14 protein-coding genes and 1 pseudogene are annotated in these 16,228 nt (G+C 65.8%); 3 read left to right on the forward strand and 12 right to left on the reverse strand.

Going from position 1 to position 16,228, the window contains the following annotated elements:
• Positions 1 to 15 precede the first annotated feature (15 nt).
• The 5 genes and pseudogenes from QW863_RS26575 to cyoA form a co-directional block, all read right to left on the reverse strand.
• Positions 16 to 848 (reverse strand): annotated as a pseudogene (locus tag QW863_RS26575) (SURF1 family protein).
• Entirely contained in the window at positions 848 to 1,207 is a 360-nt protein-coding gene (gene cyoD, locus QW863_RS26585; protein ID WP_315769206.1) for a cytochrome o ubiquinol oxidase subunit IV, read from the reverse strand. The pseudogene QW863_RS26575 and the gene cyoD overlap by 1 nt, the downstream one beginning before the upstream one ends.
• Positions 1,204 to 1,833, reverse strand: a complete 630-nt coding sequence (gene cyoC, locus QW863_RS26590; RefSeq protein ID WP_315752396.1) for a cytochrome o ubiquinol oxidase subunit III — start codon at positions 1,831 to 1,833, stop codon at positions 1,204 to 1,206. The genes cyoD and cyoC overlap by 4 nt, the downstream gene beginning before the upstream one ends.
• On the reverse strand, positions 1,830 to 3,839 hold the full coding sequence (cyoB, locus tag QW863_RS26595) for a cytochrome o ubiquinol oxidase subunit I (protein WP_315769208.1): 2,010 nt from the start codon (positions 3,837 to 3,839) through the stop codon (positions 1,830 to 1,832). Before cyoB ends, cyoC begins: the two co-directional genes overlap by 4 nt.
• Positions 3,840 to 3,863: 24 nt before the next feature.
• Complete coding sequence (cyoA, locus tag QW863_RS26600; protein WP_315769210.1) at positions 3,864 to 5,039, reverse strand: ubiquinol oxidase subunit II; 1,176 nt, start codon at positions 5,037 to 5,039, stop codon at positions 3,864 to 3,866.
• A 154-nt stretch (positions 5,040 to 5,193) separates the two neighbouring features.
• On the opposite strand from cyoA, the gene QW863_RS26605 reads away from it, so the two are divergent.
• Positions 5,194 to 6,504 (forward strand): MFS transporter, encoded by a 1,311-nt coding sequence (locus tag QW863_RS26605; protein ID WP_315769211.1) that lies wholly within the window; start codon positions 5,194 to 5,196, stop codon positions 6,502 to 6,504.
• 4 nt (positions 6,505 to 6,508) lie between these two features.
• On the opposite strand, the gene QW863_RS26610 is transcribed toward QW863_RS26605, so the two are convergent.
• The 7 genes from QW863_RS26610 to QW863_RS26640 all read right to left on the reverse strand — a co-directional run bounded on the left by QW863_RS26610 (position 6,509) and on the right by QW863_RS26640 (position 14,482).
• The gene (locus QW863_RS26610; protein ID WP_315769213.1) at positions 6,509 to 8,221 is read right to left on the reverse strand and encodes a thiamine pyrophosphate-binding protein; all 1,713 of its coding nucleotides are present in this window, start codon (positions 8,219 to 8,221) and stop codon (positions 6,509 to 6,511) included.
• A 28-nt stretch (positions 8,222 to 8,249) separates the two neighbouring features.
• A complete protein-coding gene (locus QW863_RS26615; RefSeq protein ID WP_315769215.1) occupies positions 8,250 to 9,188 on the reverse strand; it encodes an AEC family transporter in 939 nt (312 codons plus the stop codon).
• Positions 9,189 to 9,225: 37 nt separating this feature from the next.
• Positions 9,226 to 10,779 carry an AMP-binding protein gene (locus QW863_RS26620; protein ID WP_315713476.1) on the reverse strand — a complete coding sequence of 518 codons (1,554 nt, stop codon included), beginning with the start codon at positions 10,777 to 10,779 and terminating at the stop codon, positions 9,226 to 9,228.
• An 81-nt stretch (positions 10,780 to 10,860) separates the two neighbouring features.
• On the reverse strand, positions 10,861 to 11,493 hold the full coding sequence (locus QW863_RS26625) for a hypothetical protein (RefSeq protein WP_315713477.1): 633 nt from the start codon (positions 11,491 to 11,493) through the stop codon (positions 10,861 to 10,863).
• Positions 11,490 to 12,020 carry a c-type cytochrome gene (locus QW863_RS26630; protein ID WP_315713478.1) on the reverse strand — a complete coding sequence of 177 codons (531 nt, stop codon included), beginning with the start codon at positions 12,018 to 12,020 and terminating at the stop codon, positions 11,490 to 11,492. Before QW863_RS26630 ends, QW863_RS26625 begins: the two co-directional genes overlap by 4 nt.
• A gap of 67 nt (positions 12,021 to 12,087) precedes the next feature.
• On the reverse strand, positions 12,088 to 13,866 hold the full coding sequence (locus QW863_RS26635) for a PQQ-dependent dehydrogenase, methanol/ethanol family (protein ID WP_315769218.1): 1,779 nt from the start codon (positions 13,864 to 13,866) through the stop codon (positions 12,088 to 12,090).
• Between the two features lie 91 nt (positions 13,867 to 13,957).
• The gene (locus QW863_RS26640; RefSeq protein ID WP_315769220.1) at positions 13,958 to 14,482 is read right to left on the reverse strand and encodes a copper chaperone PCu(A)C; all 525 of its coding nucleotides are present in this window, start codon (positions 14,480 to 14,482) and stop codon (positions 13,958 to 13,960) included.
• 140 nt (positions 14,483 to 14,622) lie between these two features.
• Between QW863_RS26640 and QW863_RS26645 the strand changes: the two genes are divergently transcribed.
• Both QW863_RS26645 and QW863_RS26650 read left to right on the forward strand, forming a co-directional pair.
• The gene (locus tag QW863_RS26645; protein WP_315713481.1) at positions 14,623 to 15,336 is read left to right on the forward strand and encodes a GntR family transcriptional regulator; all 714 of its coding nucleotides are present in this window, start codon (positions 14,623 to 14,625) and stop codon (positions 15,334 to 15,336) included.
• A gap of 100 nt (positions 15,337 to 15,436) precedes the next feature.
• Positions 15,437 to 16,123, forward strand: coding sequence for a GntR family transcriptional regulator (locus tag QW863_RS26650; RefSeq protein WP_315713482.1), 687 nt, complete (start codon positions 15,437 to 15,439; stop codon positions 16,121 to 16,123).
• Positions 16,124 to 16,228: the final 105 nt, after the last annotated feature.

A 16,228-nucleotide genomic window follows, 5' to 3' on the forward strand; every position in this document is an offset into this window, starting at 1 on the left:
GCAAGCGTCGATCGCTCAAGACGCCGTCCCGCATCCACCCATGTCCTGCCGCTGCTGATCCCATTCCACATCCTGCGCTGCCGGCGCGCCGGGCTCACGCTGCGCGCGGCGGAGCCGCTGCAGCCCGGCGCCGGCCAGCATGAGGGCCAATGTAAACCAGGTCAGCGCGTAAACCAGATGGTTGTTCGGAAACGAGATCACGGTGAGTCCGCCGATTGGAAGTCCGCCAGGATTCGGGGTCGCATCGGCATCGACGAAGAATGGTGCGACGTCGGACAGACCGCGCGCCGCCGCGATCGCCGCGACGTCACGTGAATACCAGCGATTCCCCGCGGGATCGTTGTGGCGCAGGAAGCCGCCGCCAGGCTCGGAGATCCGCAGCAATCCGGTCACGCTTACCGTGCCATTCGGGTTCCCGGCGCTGCGGCTTGCGGGCGCGCGGCGATCCGCGGGCACGAAGCCACGATTGACGAGCACGGCGCCGCCGGCGGTCTGCAGCGGCGTCACCACCCAATAGCCGGAGCCCTCGACCGTCAGCGCCTGGACCAGCGTCTCGCGGTCGTTGAGGAAGCGGCCGCTCACGTTATCAGCTTGTACTCGTCGCTGCTGCGATCGATGGCCGGCCAATCCGCCGGGCTCGGCGCCGGCACGGGCGCGGCATGAACGCGGCGCTCGACGCGATCGATCAGGTCGAGCTTCCAGGCCCGCCGCTCGATCTGCCAGACGCCCAGCGACAGCAGCATCGCGACGCAGGCAACCCACGCCGCAACGATCGCGAGCCGCAGCGCGCCGGATCGCCCGCGGCTGGCCTCGTCGCGTTCCCCTGCCCCGTCGGCAGGAGCTGACATCACGGCGTCTGGCCCATCTCGTGTACCGGCATCATGTTGGTGGTCAGGTGATGCATGACCCAGAGCGAGCCGCTGAGCGCGATCGCCACCATGATGATGGTGAAGATCAGCGCCATCATGGTCCAGCCGCCCTCGGCCTTGGTGTTCATGTGCAGGAAGAAGATCATGTGGACGACGACCTGCACGGCCGCGAATGCCATGATGATCAGCGCCGTGGCCTGCTTGTCGAGCGAGCCGTTCATGACCAGCAGAAACGGAATCGCCGTCAGGACGACGGAGGCGCCGAAGCCGATCAGTTGGCCCGAGCGCGTGCCGGCATGGTCGTCCGCCGAACCGTGCGCGTGTGCATCAGAGCTCATCGAAGCATCCCCATCAGATAGACGAAGGTGAAGACACCAATCCAGATCACGTCGAGGAAGTGCCAGAACATGCTGAGGCAGACCAGCCGGCGGCGGTTAGCCTCGATCAGGCCGTGGGTCCCGACCTGCACCATCAGGGTGACCAGCCAGACCAGACCGAACGTCACATGCAGGCCGTGGGTTCCAACCAGCGTGAAGAACGACGATAGGAAGGCGCTGCGCTGCGGCGTCGCGCCCTCATGGATCATGTGCGCGAACTCGGTCAGCTCGATGCCGAGAAAGGCGAGGCCGAACAGCCCGGTCACCACGAGCCAGGCCTGCATCGCGCCAATGCGGTTCCGCTGCATCGACAGCATCGCGAAGCCATAGGTGAGCGACGACAGCAGCAGGAACGAGGTGTTGACCGCGACCAGCGACAGGTCGAACAGATCCTTCGGCGCCGGCCCGGCGGCGTACCTGGCGCCGAGCACGCCATAGACGGCAAACAGGATCGCAAAGATGAGACAGTCGCTCATCAGATAGATCCAGAAGCCGAGCATCGTGCTGCTGCCTTCGGGATGCTCGTGCTCGTCGACGACATAGAAGACCGGCTCCCCGGCCTTCATCGTGCCCATCGCAACGGTCATGACTTGGCTCCTGCCACGAGCAGCTTGGTGCGCGCGCGCTCGACGCTTATGACCTCATCGGCCGGGATGTGGAAGCTGCGGTGATAGTTGAAGGTGTGGCCGATCGCGACCGCGAGCAGCGCGACGAAGCTGCCTGCCGCCATCCACCACATGTACCAGATCAGTCCGAATGCCATGGTGGTGCTGAGGCCCGCCAGAATCATGCCGGTACCGGTGTTGCTCGGCATGTGGATCGCCTTGAAGCCGGCGAGCGGACGCGCGTAACCGCGGCGCTTCATGTCCCACCAGGCGTCGTTGTCGTGGACGACGGGCGTGAAGGCGAAGTTGTAGGCCGGCGGCGGCGACGACGTCGCCCATTCCAGGGTGCGCGCATTCCAGGGATCGCCGGAGACGTCGGCGAGCTGCTCGCGGCGGAGGATGCTGACCGCGATCTGGATCAGGAAGCTCGCGATGCCCAGCAGGATCAGGAACGCGCCGATGCCGGCGATGATGAACCATATCTGCAGGCTCGGATCGTCGAAGATGCGCAGCCGACGGGTCACGCCCATCAGGCCGAGCACGTAGAGCGGCATGAAGGCGAAGTAGAAGCCCACCGTCCAGAACCAGAACGACATCTTGCCCCAGAACGGATCGAGCCTGAAGCCGAACGCCTTGGGGAACCAGTAGGCGATGCCGGCGAACAGGCCGAACAGCACGCCGCCGATGATCACGTTGTGGAAATGCGCGACCAGGAACAGGCTGTTGTGCAAGACGAAGTCGGCCGGCGGCACTGCAAGCAGCACGCCGGTCATGCCGCCGATCACAAAGGTCAGCATGAAGGCGACCGTCCACATCATCGGCAGCTCGAAGCGGATGCGGCCGCGATACATCGTGAACAGCCAGTTGAACATCTTCGCGCCGGTCGGGATCGAGATGATCATCGTGGTGATGCCGAAGAACGAGTTCACGCTGGCGCCGGAGCCCATCGTGAAGAAGTGGTGCAGCCAGACCAGGTAGGACAGGATGGTGATGACGACGGTGGCGTAGACCATCGAGGTGTAGCCGAACAGCCGCTTGCCCGAGAAGGTCGAGGTCACCTCGGAGAAGATGCCGAAGGCCGGCAGGATGAGGATGTAGACCTCCGGATGGCCCCAGATCCAGATGAGGTTGACATACATCATCGGATCGCCGCCGAAATCATTGGTGAAGAAGTTGGTTCCGACGTAGCGATCGAGCGACAGCAGCGCCAGCACCGCCGTCAGCACCGGGAAGGAGGCGACGATCAGCACGTTGGTGCACAGCGAGGTCCAGGTGAAGACTGGCATCTTCATCATGGTCATGCCGGGCGCACGCATTTTCACGATCGTGCAGATCAGGTTGACGCCGGACAACAGCGTACCGACGCCGGCGACCTGCAGGGCCCAGATGTAATAGTCGACGCCGACATCCGGACTGTAGGAGAGGTTCGACAACGGCGGATAGGCCAGCCAGCCGGTGCGCGCGAACTCGCCGACGAACAGCGAGCACATCACCAGAACGGCGCCCGACGTGGTCATCCAGAAGCTGAAATTGTTGAGGAACGGGAACGACACGTCGCGGGCGCCGATCTGCAGCGGCACAACGTAGTTCATCAGGCCGGTGACCAAAGGCATCGCCACGAAGAAGATCATGATCACGCCGTGCGCCGTGAACACCTGATCATAGTGGTGCGAGTTGAGATAACCTTCGGAGCCGTTGAACGCGATCGCCTGCTGAAGGCGCATCATCAGCGCATCGGCGAAGCCGCGCAGCAGCATGACGATGCCGAGCACCATGTACATGATTCCGATGCGCTTGTGGTCGACGGTCGTGAACCACTCCTTCCAGAGATAGCCCCACAGCCGGAAATAGGTGATGGCGCCGAACAGCGTGAGGCCGCCGAGCGCGACCATCGCGAAGGTGCCGACGATGATCGGCTCGTGCAACGGCAGCGACTCCAGCGTCAGCCGGCCGAAGATGAACCTGGTGAGATTGGCAGTGTCGAACATGATGTGACCCTCACGAATCCGACGTCACGAATCCGATTTGGAGGTTGTCCCCGTGATGAAGGTGGCCTTGGACGGCCGCAGCAGGCCGGGCCGCTCCAATCCACGGCCCTGCAGCGGCGTCCAGTCGAGCGGCGCCAGGACCGTCGGCGAGGAATCGTCGGCCATCCGCGTGACCTGATCGCCCGGCAGGCAGACGCCGCCGGCAACGAAGCTCGGCTCGGCGCCGAACACGGCGCCGCGGCCGGCGAACTTGTCGTAGGCGAGCGGCAGCGTGTTGCGGACGCCGGCCATGCCCATGCCGCCTCTCGCGTCGATCGCCATCATCTCGCTCATGCACATCTTGCCGGGCTCGACGCACATGTTGAGGACGGCGCGAAACAGGTCGCTATCCACCGATGCGTAGTAGCGGACCGGCTCGTTCGCGCTGGGACGCTCCAGCTTGAGATAGTCCGGCTTGCCAAGCTCGGCGCCGCTGGCCTTGGCCTTCTCGATCCAACCGGCGAATTCGACGTCAGACAGGCCATGAAAGGCAAAGCGCATGCCGGAGAAGCCGGCGCCGCTGTAGTTCGCCGAGAAGCCGCGATAGACGCCGGGCTTGTTGATGATGGCGTGCAGCCGGCTCTGCATGCCCGGCATCGCATAGATCTGGCCGGCGAGCGCGGGGATGTAGAACGAGTTCATCACCGACGACGAGGTGATCCTGAAATCGAGCGGCCGGTTCACCGGCGCCGCAAGCTCGTTGAGGCTGGCGATGCCATATTCGGGATAGATGAACAGCCACTTCCAATCGAGCGCGACGACGTCGACCTCGAGCGGCTTGTCCTGCGGCGTCACCGCGCGCTCGGCGGAGATGCGTCCGAGCGTGCGATAGGGATCGAGCAGATGCGTGCCCATCCACGTCACCGCGCCCAGGCAGATGATGATCAGCAGCGGCGCCGCCCAGATCAGAAGCTCGAGCTGGGTGGAGTGATCCCAATCCGGCGTGTAGGCCGCCGCCTGGTTCGACTGGCGGTAGCGCCAGGCCACGATGGCGGTTGCGGCCATCACCGGCACCACGATCAGCAGCATCAGCACAGTTGCGATGATCACGAGATCGCGCTGCTGGGCGGCCACGTCACCGGAGGGCGAGAGCACGACCAGATTGCAGCCTCCGAGCGCGAGCCCCAGCGGCAGCAGTGCCAAGAATTTCCAGTAACGCACGCTTAACCTCGTCGCACGGCGGATCTCTGAACGAGGCCTCACGTAGCGACCGGACGACACGGCCGACATTGGACAATTTGTCCAATACCGGAGCGGCGCCGAGGACGACAATTACGGGGCAACAATAGAGTATGAGAGGACTGCAGGCAGCGCGATGACACAGGCAGCGGCGACCGCCGACGGCGAAACCCAACTCTCCCGCACGCATGAGGCGCATCCGGGCGAGATCGCGATCGGCGTGATCATCGGGCGCACGTCGGAATTCTTCGACTTCTTCGTCTATGCCATCGCCTCGGTGATCGTGTTTCCGCGCCTCGTGTTTCCGTTCGCCGACGAGCTGACGCAGACCCTGTATTCGTTCGCGCTGTTCGCGCTCGCCTTCATCGCACGCCCGTTCGGCAGCGTGATCTTCATGGCGATCGACCGCCGCTACGGCAAGAGCGCCAAGCTGATCACCGCATTGTTCCTGCTCGGCACCTCGACCGTCGCGATCGCGTTCCTGCCGAGCTACCACACCGTCGGCGCCGCGGCGATCTGGCTGCTGGCGCTGGCGCGGATCGGCCAGGGCCTCGCCTGGGGCGGCGCCTGGGACGGGCTGGCGTCGCTGCTCGCCATGAATGCGCCGGAGCACCGGCGCGGCTGGTATGCGATGATCCCGCAGCTCGGCGCGCCGCTCGGGCTGATCGTCGCCAGCGTGCTGTTCGCGTTCTTCGTCGGTTATCTCTCCGCGGCCGACTTCTTCGACTGGGGCTGGCGCTACCCGTTTTTCGTGGCGTTTGCCATCAACGTCGTGGCGCTGTTCGCGCGGCTGCGCATGGTGGTGACGCCGGAATATGACGAGCTGTTCCAGTCGCGCGAATTGCAGCCGGCACGCGTCATCACCACGATTCGGCACGAGGGCCGCAACATCGTGATCGGCGCCTTCGCGCCGCTGGCGAGCTTCGCGCTGTTCCACATGGTGACGGTGTTTCCGCTGTCCTGGGTGTTCCTGTTCACCAAGGAGACCCCGGCGCGCTTCCTGATCATCGAGGCCGTCGGCGCGGTGTTCGGCGTCGTCGCGATCGTGGTGTCCGGCATGCTGGCCGACCGCATCGGGCGCAAGTCGCTCCTGATCAGCTCGGCGATCGCGATCGCGGTGTTCTCCGGCTTCGCTCCGCAACTGCTCGACGCCGGCCCGGTCGGCGAGACCATCTACATGGTGCTCGGCTTCATCCTGCTCGGCCTGTCGTTCGGCCAGTCCTCGGGCGCGATCGCCGCCAACTTCGCGCGCACCTATCGCTACACGGCCTCGGCGCTCACCGCCGACCTCGCCTGGCTGTTCGGCGCCGGCTTCGCGCCGCTGGCGGCATTGGTGCTGGCGGCCAATCTCGGCCTGCTGTCGGCCGGCGGCTATCTCTTGTCCGGCGCCGTCTGCACCCTGCTCGCGCTGTGGCTCAGCGCGCCGCGCCAACTGCAGCAGGTGTGAGGCCTCACGAGCCGCGCCACTTCCGTTCCGCCTCGTCCCACGCAGCAAGCGGCTGCAGGTCCGGCACCCAGGCGAGTCCTGTCTTGGCATCCGACGACACCGCTTCCGGCGTGACGACCATGTCGAGCAGCGCCGGGCGGTTGGCCAGCGCGCGCTGGATCGCGGGGCCGAGCTGCTCCTCGGTCTCGACGCGCTCGGCATGCATGCCGAAGGCGCGCGCCATCGCCGCGTGATCGGCAAATTGCAGCCTGGTGCCGACCACCTTGCCATGTGTCACCGCCTGGTCGTGCACCTCGATCTGCCAGGCGCCATTGTTGGCGACGACGATCAGCACCGGCGCCTTGTGGCGGACGGCGGTGTCGACCTCGATCGCGTTGAAGCCGAAGGCACCGTCGCCGGTCGCGACCACCACCGGCTTGTCTGGATAGGCCAGGCTCGCGGCAATGCCATAGGGCACGCCGATGCCGATACAGCCGAACGGGCCGGGATCGAGCATCAGGGGCGCGCTCAGGCCGACGCGGGCAAAGGACAGGAAATCGCCGCCGTCGGCGATGACCACGGCGTCGTTGCCGATCGCGTCCTGGATGGCCGAGAGCACACGATTCGGATGCAACCGGCCGTCGGAGCCGGCCGGCGCCGTCGCCATGCTCTGCTTCAGCTTCGTGGCACGCTCCTGATGCGCCGCCCGCAGTCTTGCAGCCCATTGCCGATCGACAGCCGACTCGCGGTTGCCCGCCAGCCCCACCATCGCGCGCAAGGTCTCCGCTGGTGTCGCCAGGATCTCGGCCGCACCGCGGCGGTTGTCGCGCAGCTCGCTGGCGATGTCGCTGATGCGGACGAATTTGGCGTCCTTGAACACAGCCGGGGAGCCGTAGGCGAGCTGGAAGTCGAGCCGGCGGCCGACCGTCAGCACGACGTCGGCATCGCCCATCACGGCGCCGCGCATCGCGCCGACAACAGACGGATGATCGTGGGGCACCAGCCCCCTGCTCTCACCGGTGTCGAGATAGACCGCACCGAGCCGGTCGAGCAGCGCGATCAGCTCCGGGCCGGCGCCACGCGCGCCGCGGCCGGAGATGACGAGCACGCGGCGCGCCGACCACAACAGCTCGACCGCCTTCTCGACCTCGGCCGGATCCGGCCGCATCGCCGCCCGCGGCTTCGGTGCGAGATGCTCCTCCAGTTGCAGCGCCTTGGGCACGATGCCGCGCAAAGTATCCACCGGGAAATCGATGAAAACGGGCCCGGGCTCGCCGCCGTCGCCGAAGGCGCGGGAGATCGCCTCGTCGAGCTCCTGCAGCACCAGCGACGGTTCCCGCACGGTGCGCGCATAGCGCGTGATCGAGCGCACCAGCTGGGTGTGATCCATGTCCTGCAGGCCGCCGCGGTTCTCCTGCGGCCGCGGATTGCCGCCCGAGATCACCAGCACCGGCGCGCGCGAGACATGGGCATTGGCGATGCCGGTGATCGCGTTGGTCATGCCCGGCCCGGCGGTGACCAGCGCGACGCCGAGCTCGCCGGTGAGCTCCGTATGCGCCTGCGCCATGTGCACGGCGGCGCGCTCGTCGCGCACGTCGATGATGCCGATGCCTTCCGCGTCCAGCCGCATCCAGATCGGCATGATGTGGCCGCCGCACAGCGCGAACACGCGGCTGACGCCGCGGCGCTTGAGCAGGCGGGCGATCAGATCGGCGGCACTGTCGGGAGAGATCTTCATCTGACGACTCCTGCGGATGGTGACGTGATCAGCCCGGCGCAAGCCAGGCCACGAGCAGCGAGACAGTGAGGACGGCGAAGATGTGCGAAACGAGAATCGAGCCGGAGGTGACGCCGGCCTCCAGGCCGTGGAGCTTGGCGATCGTGAATGGTCCCGAGCCGATCGGCAGCGCGCTCAGGATCACGGCCGAATGCGACCACAGCGGCGGCATCGAGAACACGTAAAAGGCGAGCAGCGCGGTCACCGCCGGCTGCATCACGAGCTTCAGCGAGACGAGGATGGCGATCGAGGTCGCATCGCGCGTCGCGACGCGCTCCTGTGCCAGGAACAGCCCGATGCAGACCAGCGCGGCCGGCGAGGCTGCGCCGCCGAGCAAGGTCGTGAAGCTGAGGAACGGCGCCGGCAGCGAGAATCCGCTGAGGCCGACCGCGAGCCCGGCGACGGGCGCGATGAACAACGGGCTGGTCAGCAGCGAACGCGCCACCTTGGCGACCGTCGCGCCCAGCGTGGCGCCCTTCTGCAGATCCATCTCGACGACCACGATCGCGAACAGGAACAGCACGCAGGCCGTGAACAGGGTGGCGATGATCGAGGCCGGCGCGCTGTCCGGACCGAACACCAGGAGGCACATCGGAATGCCCATGAAGCCGACATTGCTGTAGCCGGCGTCCAGCCCCTCGATGCTGGCGTTCGCAATGCGCCGGCCGCGCAGACGGCTGATCACGAAGCCGGTCGCGAAGGTCGCGGCGATGCCGCCGCAGAACGCGCCGATGAAGCCGAACTGGCTGACCTGCTCGACGCCGATCTTGGACATCGCGGTGAAGATCAGCGCCGGCAGCGCCAGATAGACGGCAAAACGGTTGAGATTGTCGGTCGCGGTGCGATCGAACACGCCGAACCAGCCACACAGGAATCCGGTCAGAATCAGCGCGAAGATCGGAAGGGCGGAATTGAGGACGGCCTGCATCGCAACTACATATCAGACCGTAAGCCATTGCAGCGACTCACTGCGAGAATCTCTTCTTCAGCTCGCGATGCAGGATCTTGCCCGTCGCGTTGCGCGGCATCTCGGCGTCGGTGATGAAGGCGTAGGAGCGCGGCCGCTTGAAGCCGGCGAGCCGTTCTTTCGCCCATTCGGCCAGATCGCCCTCCTTCACCGCCATGCCGTCGCGCGGCACGATCACGGCATGAACGCGCTCGCCCCATTTGTCGTCGGGCAGGCCGATCACGGCGATGTCCTTGACACCAGGATGCGCGCCGACCTGCGCTTCGACCTCGGAGGGATAGATGTTCTCGCCGCCCGAGATGATCATGTTGCTCTTGCGGTCGGCGAGATGGATGTAGCCGTCGGCATCGCGGCGCGCCATGTCGCCGACCGAGCAATAGTCACCGCGGAACGCCTCCGCGGTCTTCTCCGGCAGGCGCCAATAGCAGTCGAAGGTGTGCGCGTTCGACGAATAGAGCTCGCCCGCCTCGCCGTCCGGCACCTCGTGGCCGGCCTCGTCGAGGATGCGGATCGGTGCGGCGCCGACACACTCGCGCCCGACCGAGCCGGGCTTGGTAAACTGCTCATGCGGATGCAGCATGGTGACCCAGCCAGTCTCGGTCGCCCCATACAGCTCATAGAGCCCGGACTTCGGAAACATCTCCATCACCTCGCGCTTGGTCTCCGGGCGCGCCGGCGCCGAGGAGATCATCAGCTTGGTGACGGCGCTGAAATCATGCTGCGCGCGCACCGCGCGCGGCAGATCCAGCATCATGATGTAGTGAGTCGGCACCAGCGACGTGAACGTGGAGCCGCCATCGGCAAGCGTCGTCACGGCGTGCTCGGGATCGAAACTCTTGCGCGAATAGATCGAGTTGACGCCGCCGATATAGCCGAACGCGCCGAAGAAGTTCAGCGAATTGGCATGGCACATCGGCATCACCAGCAGCGCGCCGTCGTTGCGGCTCAGCTTCAGTTCGATCTCGGTGACCATCGACAAGAGGACGGCGCTGCGATGGCTGCGCAGCACGCCCTTGGGCTTGCCGGTGGTGCCCGAGGTGTACATCAACGTCCAGGGATCGGACAGCGCGACCTGCTGGTCCGGCTCGCGGTCCGCAGCCGCGGCGATGACGTCCTCGTAGCCGCGATAGCCTGCCGGACGCGGCCTGGTGCCAAAGTGGATGAAGCGGTCGTCGGCGATGCCAAGATCCTTGCGCGTCTCCTCGACCAGGCCCACGAGTTCGTCCTGCACGATGACAGCGGCCGCTTCGGCATTCTGCACGATGAACTGCATCTCGGGCGCGGTGAGGCGGAAATTGATCGGCAGCGCCACCAGGCCGGCCTTGGCCGTGGCTGCATAGATCTCGCACCATTCGACACAATTGTAGGCAAGGATCGCAACCCGATCGCCCTTGGCAAGGCCGAGCCCGAGCAGCGCGTTTGCGAGCCGGCACGCGCGCTCGTTCCACAGCGCAAAGCTCATCGCACGTTCGAGATCTCGGGCACCGGTGCGCTCCGGCGACATGCGCGCATGGGCCGACAGCATCTGCCCGAAATTCAAGAGATCCCTCATCGTCGTTTCCTCCCGGCAACCGGGTTCACGACGCCGACTGGCGCGCGCCTCCAGCGGAGCGCGATGAAGGTCGGCGGCGGATTAGTTGATATCCTTGGTGATCCGCACCAGCGTCTGATCGACGAAGCTCTTGGCGTCCTGATCCGGCTTGCGGAACAGCTCGCGCTCGACCGTCAGGGTCCGGCCGGGCACCGTCTTCTTGCAGACCTCGCGCAGGAACACGCCCCCGACGGGCTGCTCGCCTGCGGTCGGCTGCTGCTCCTTGCACTCCCAGCCCTCGGCGCCATAGCGCGACTTCACCTGGTTGCCGAGCAGGAACGCCTTCTTGCGAATATAGAGCCGCGCCTTCGGATCGGTCTCGATCGTCAGGCCGGTGACGGTGCCCTTGTCGTCGACCAGGACCGTCAGCAGCACGGGATGACCGGCCACCTTTGTGCCGTCCTGGCTGGTCGCCGGATCGAAATCGAAGCGCACCGCGTGCCGCGCCTGCTCGTCCGCGGGACAGTCGCGCCATGCCGACCACGCATTGAGCTTGCGATTCGGATCCTTGGCGCAAGTCAGATTGACATAGCCCTGATCGGGCAGGTCGCCGACCGGCATGCCGACGGTGATGTCACGCAGATCGTAGTTCGGCACCGCCTGCGCGGAGGCCGCGTGCATCACGAACGACAGCACGAACGTGGCGAAGATCGCAGCGCAGGTCGACCGCTTCATTTCGATGGCTCGCTTGCAGGCTTGGTGGCATTCGCCTTGTAGATATCGCAGACCCGCGACGTGTTGCCGAAGAAGGCGGTGCACTCGTCGTAGGTCGGCTCGCCGCGCCCCTTGATGTGCGCGAGCACGTAGTCTGCGACCGCCTCGATGTCGTTCGGCCGCAGGAACACGCCGCCTTCCGGCGGCATGCGCTCGCCGACATCCTGGCGGCTCATGCCGTAGCACTTCGCCGTGTCATAGGAGCCGCGCGCGAAGTACGGCATGCCCGTCCCGGGCCGGCCGCAGGTCACGGTCTCGATGATCTGGTCACGAGTGAGCTGCGTCCTGCGCAGCGACAGCGCGTCGCCGCCATAGCCACCACCGCCATTGCCGTGCCATTTGTGGCAGCCGACGCAGTTCGCGCGCTTGAACACGGCCTTGCCGGCCTCGGTCGGATCCGCCGGCGCCGCGGACTGCGCCAACGCGAGCGAAGCGGAGCCGAGGACGAGAGCCGACGTCACGGCGAACGTGATCGCACTGAGTTTCATCTGATCTTCTTGTCGAACAGGGGATAGGAGGCGGAGCGGAGGCCATGCCTCCGCTCCGCAGCCGACTTCACAGCGAGAAGACGTAGAGCATCGAGCCGGGCTGGATCTTCTTCAGCTCGGGCGTGGATTCGATGAACCACTTGTCCCAGGCGCCGCCGAGACCGACCAGGATCGCGACATACTGCTTGCCGTCGACCGAGAACGTCACGGGAGGCGCATTGACGCCGCCACCGGTGTTGAACTCCCACAGCTTCTGCAGGGTCTTGGCATCGAGCGCCATCACCTCGCCCGAGGGCTGGCCGGTGAAGACGAGATCGGGCGTCGACAGCATGCCACCGAGATTCGGGAACGGCGTCTCCATCTTGCCGGCGATCTTGCCGGTGGTGACGTCGATCGCGGTCACGCTGCCCGTGATCTTGAACGGCTGGCTCGGTCCGCCGCCGGTCCAGAACTCGCGCGGCTTCAGCTTGTCCTTGGTCGCTTCTTCCACGGTGATCCGGTTGCAGCTCTCGATGACAGGGATGTACCAGAGCTTCAGGTCCGGATTGTACGAGGTCGGCGGCCAGTTCTTGCCGCCCATGTTGCCTGGGCAGATGTCCGCGACCTTGTTCTCACGATGCGGCGACACCGACGCATTGTAGCGCTGCACCGGGTTCTTCGGATCATACTCGATCGGCTTGCCGGTCTCGGCATCGAGCCCCTTGGTCCAGGTCACCTTCTTGACGAAGGGCAGGCCCCAGATGAACTTGCCGCTGGTACGGTCGATCGCATAGGCAAAGCCGTTGCGGTCGGCCTCGAGCGCGAGCTTCAGGGTCGAGCCGTTCGGCGCGGGCACATCGACCAAGACGTTCTCGGCGACGCTGTCATAGTCGAAGGGATCGTTCGGCGTGTGCTGATAGTGCCACTTGATCTTGCCGGTGTTGGCATCGAGCGCCAGCGAACTGTCGGTGTAGAGGTTGTCGCCCGGACGATAGGCGTTGTCCCAGTCCGGACCGGGATTGCCGACGCCCCAGATGATGGTGTCGGTCGCCGGGTCGTAGGTCCCGGTCACCCAGGTCGAGCCGCCGCCGGCCGCGGCCGCGTCGTTGCTGTCCTTCCAGGTCTCGCTGCCCGGCTCGCCCTTCCCCGGAATGGTGTGGGTGCGCCAGACCTCCTTCTGCGTGCCGAGATCGGTCGCCGCGATCCAGCCGCGGATGCCGTATTCGGCGCCGGCCACGCCCGAGATCGCCATGTTCTTCACGATCAGCGGCGCACCGGTGATGACCTCGCCCTTGTCGGGATCGGCGACCTGGCGCTGCCAGGCGACCTGTCCGGTCTCCTTGTTGGTCGCGATCAGGCGGCCGTCGAGCGTGTGCGAAATGACCAGATTGCCCCACAGCGCGACGCCGCGATTGTCGACGCCGCAGCAGGCGATGGCGCCGGCCCAGTCGTGATCCGTCTTCGGATCCATCTTCCAGACCAGTTGGCCTTTGCCACCGCGCGCGTCGATCTTGTAGACCGAGCCCCAGCCGTCGGTGACGTAGATCATGCCGTTCTCGACGATCGGCGTGCCTTCGAGACCGCCGTGGCTCCAGATGCCGCCGCCCTCGACGCCGCCGAGATGCATCGTCCAGGCGACCTTCAGGTTCTTGACGTTATCCTTGTTGATCTCCCTCAGCGCCGAGAACCGTGTGCCCGAGTAGTTCTTATGATGGTGCAGCCAGTTGCCGGCTTCGTTGTCGGCGTTGAGAAGCCGTTCGGGGGTCATCTCGTCGGCGGCCTGCGCCGGCGATGCAAGCTGGAAACAGGCGAAGGCTGCGCTGGCCAGCAGCACCGCCCGCAGGGTCGACCTGACGTTAGTCCTCATCGTTTCCTTCTCCCATTATATTGATTATGAGTTGGAGCGAATACCGCTCCGCCAAGCGCGACGGCGGAGGGCAGCAGGCGACAAACACGCTTCAAGGGGACTTGCGAACCTCGACCTCCGTTTCGATGGATCCTGCTTTCTGGAACACGATCGTGCAGGTGAAGCGCTTGCCTGGCTCGAGCGGCTCCCGCGTCTGCAGCAGCATCACGTGATAGGCGGTCGGCAGCAGCACCAGCGTGCTGCCCGCGGCAATTGGAATGTTGGGAATGGAGCGCATCGCCGGCGCGCCTTCGCCGCGGTCGACGGTGTGCCGCTCCGAAAAATTTGCGATCGGACAACGCACGCGCATCAAGGCTTCCGGCGCGGTCGTGTCATTCTTGATCGTGATCAGCAACGGGATGTCGCGTCCCACCTCGGGCGCCGCCGGCACCCACGCATCCGACAGGGTCAGGCCTTCTCCGGCCACCCCGAGCGCAGGCGCCATCGCTGCAACCGACGCCACAGAGGCCGCCAGCAATGCGCGCGAGACCGCCGGCATCACGCCGGCGCGCACGCTGCCCTCCGAGCGCGCGGACCAAACCTGATCGCGCTCCAGACTGGTCGGATCTTCCGACAACGGAGTCCCTCCCCTATATGGCCGCCTCTTTAACTTGCCCTAGGGCGGCGCCCTTTTTTGAATTCGTACTCTGAATTCGAATACGTCGCAAATGGATTTTCTGTCTTGACATGCTAATGTCCGGCAAAACGTGATGACCCATGCGAATCGTGCCCGCCGCTCCCTCTCTGGTCGACCAGGTCGTCGAAGCCATCACTGACGAGATCGTCAGCGGCGTTCTCGCGCCGGGCTCGCGGCTGATCCAGGACGATCTGGCCCAGGCTTACGGAGTGTCGCGCCAGCCGGTTCAGCAGGCGCTGATCCTGCTGCGCGGCTGCGGGCTGGTGCAGAGCGCGCCGGGCCGCGGGTTGATCGTGGCGCCGCTCGACCCCGGCTTCGTCCGGGACCTCTATGAGATGCGGGCAGTGCTCGAAGGCCTCGCGGCGCGACTGGCCGCCGAGCGGGCGAGCGATCGCGCTGCGCGCGAAGGTCCGGCCTACATCGCGGCCGGCTACGAGGCGGTGAAGAGCGGGCTCGTCAACCGCAAGATCGAGACCGACATCGCCTTCCATCGCTTCCTCGGCGACCTCTCCGGCAACGCGCTGATCGGCGAGACGATGGCACCGCATTGGCCGTGCCTGAAGCGGGTGATGTCCGACGTGCTGCAGAAGGAGCAGAGCATGTCACGGATGGTCTGGGACGAGCATGAGGACATTCTTGCAGCCGTCATCGAGGGCCGCAGCGCCGAGGCCGAACGGCTGAGCCGGGAGCACATTTCGCGCGCGGCCAGCGTGTTCATCCATCACCTCGAAATCCAGCAGGACAGCAAGTCCAAGCAGCGGCGGACGCTCACTGCGCGGAAATTCCCGCTATGACTCCGTTCAAACCGACAGCGGCCGCAATGCGAGCGCTGGGCTCCGGCACGGCAGCCTCGCATTCGCGACCGGACATCACACCTGATCCCGTGGAGGCCGTGTGCCGCCGCTGAAGACCCAGCCGAGCCTGACCGAACGCGTCTATGAGCGCATTCTCTCCGACATCGTCGGCGGGGAGTTGCCGGAATCTGCCCGCCTCATCCAGGACGATCTGGCCCGCGACCTCGGCGTCTCGCGCCAGCCGGTGCAGCAGGCCCTGCTGCTGCTGCGCAATCAGGGCTTTGTGCGCGAGGCGCCGGGCCGCGGCCTGGAAGTCGCGCCGATCGACACCGGCTTCATCCGCAACCTCTATGAAATACGCGCGGTCGCCGAGGGCCTCGCCTGCCGGCTCGCGGCGACCCGCGGCGCCAAGCGAGCGGCCGAGGAAGGCCCGAATTTGATCGAGCAGGGCCGGCGCGCCGAGCGCGAGCATTCGGTCGAGAAGCTGATCGAGGCCGACGTCAGGTTTCATGAATTTCTCTACGAGATCTCCGGCAACGCCGTCATCCAGGACACCACCCTGCCGCATTGGCTGCATCTGCGCCGCCTGATGGGCGAGGTGCTGATGCGCGACGAGACCCCGCGGCGGATCTGGGACCAGCACGAGGACATCCTGCGGGCGGTGATCGCGGGCGATCCGCAGACAGCCGAGGATCTCGCCCGGCAGCACATCACACGGACCGCCACGGTGCTGCTGGCGCGGTTGACCAATCAGCGCGAGCCCCTGCCGGTCGCGACGGTGTCTTGATCACCTCGGGCTTGGCTTCTGCCCGCAACATCCGACGGCACCGCCGTCAGGAACCCCCAGCATCGTTTCGAAGGGATACCCAGCATCCCACTTCAGCGTCGGCAG

The sequence above is a fragment of the Bradyrhizobium sp. SZCCHNR1017 genome (assembly GCF_032381375.1).
Lineage (GTDB): Bacteria > Pseudomonadota > Alphaproteobacteria > Rhizobiales > Xanthobacteraceae > Bradyrhizobium.

What these genes read in the sequence shown, in the direction of transcription:
- cyoD (WP_315769206.1), bottom strand. Translation starts at nt 1,207, where the DNA reads ATGAGCTCTGATGCACACGCGCACGGTTCGGCGGACGACCATGCCGGC.
- QW863_RS26615 (WP_315769215.1), bottom strand. Translation starts at nt 9,188, where the DNA reads ATGCAGGCCGTCCTCAATTCCGCCCTTCCGATCTTCGCGCTGATTCTG.
- QW863_RS26630 (WP_315713478.1), bottom strand. Translation starts at nt 12,020, where the DNA reads ATGAAACTCAGTGCGATCACGTTCGCCGTGACGTCGGCTCTCGTCCTC.
- QW863_RS26620 (WP_315713476.1), bottom strand. Translation starts at nt 10,779, where the DNA reads ATGAGGGATCTCTTGAATTTCGGGCAGATGCTGTCGGCCCATGCGCGC.
- QW863_RS26610 (WP_315769213.1), bottom strand. Translation starts at nt 8,221, where the DNA reads ATGAAGATCTCTCCCGACAGTGCCGCCGATCTGATCGCCCGCCTGCTC.
- cyoB (WP_315769208.1), bottom strand. Translation starts at nt 3,839, where the DNA reads ATGTTCGACACTGCCAATCTCACCAGGTTCATCTTCGGCCGGCTGACG.
- QW863_RS26625 (WP_315713477.1), bottom strand. Translation starts at nt 11,493, where the DNA reads ATGAAGCGGTCGACCTGCGCTGCGATCTTCGCCACGTTCGTGCTGTCG.
- cyoC (WP_315752396.1), bottom strand. Translation starts at nt 1,833, where the DNA reads ATGACCGTTGCGATGGGCACGATGAAGGCCGGGGAGCCGGTCTTCTAT.
- QW863_RS26635 (WP_315769218.1), bottom strand. Translation starts at nt 13,866, where the DNA reads ATGAGGACTAACGTCAGGTCGACCCTGCGGGCGGTGCTGCTGGCCAGC.
- QW863_RS26645 (WP_315713481.1), top strand. Translation starts at nt 14,623, where the DNA reads ATGCGAATCGTGCCCGCCGCTCCCTCTCTGGTCGACCAGGTCGTCGAA.
- QW863_RS26605 (WP_315769211.1), top strand. Translation starts at nt 5,194, where the DNA reads ATGACACAGGCAGCGGCGACCGCCGACGGCGAAACCCAACTCTCCCGC.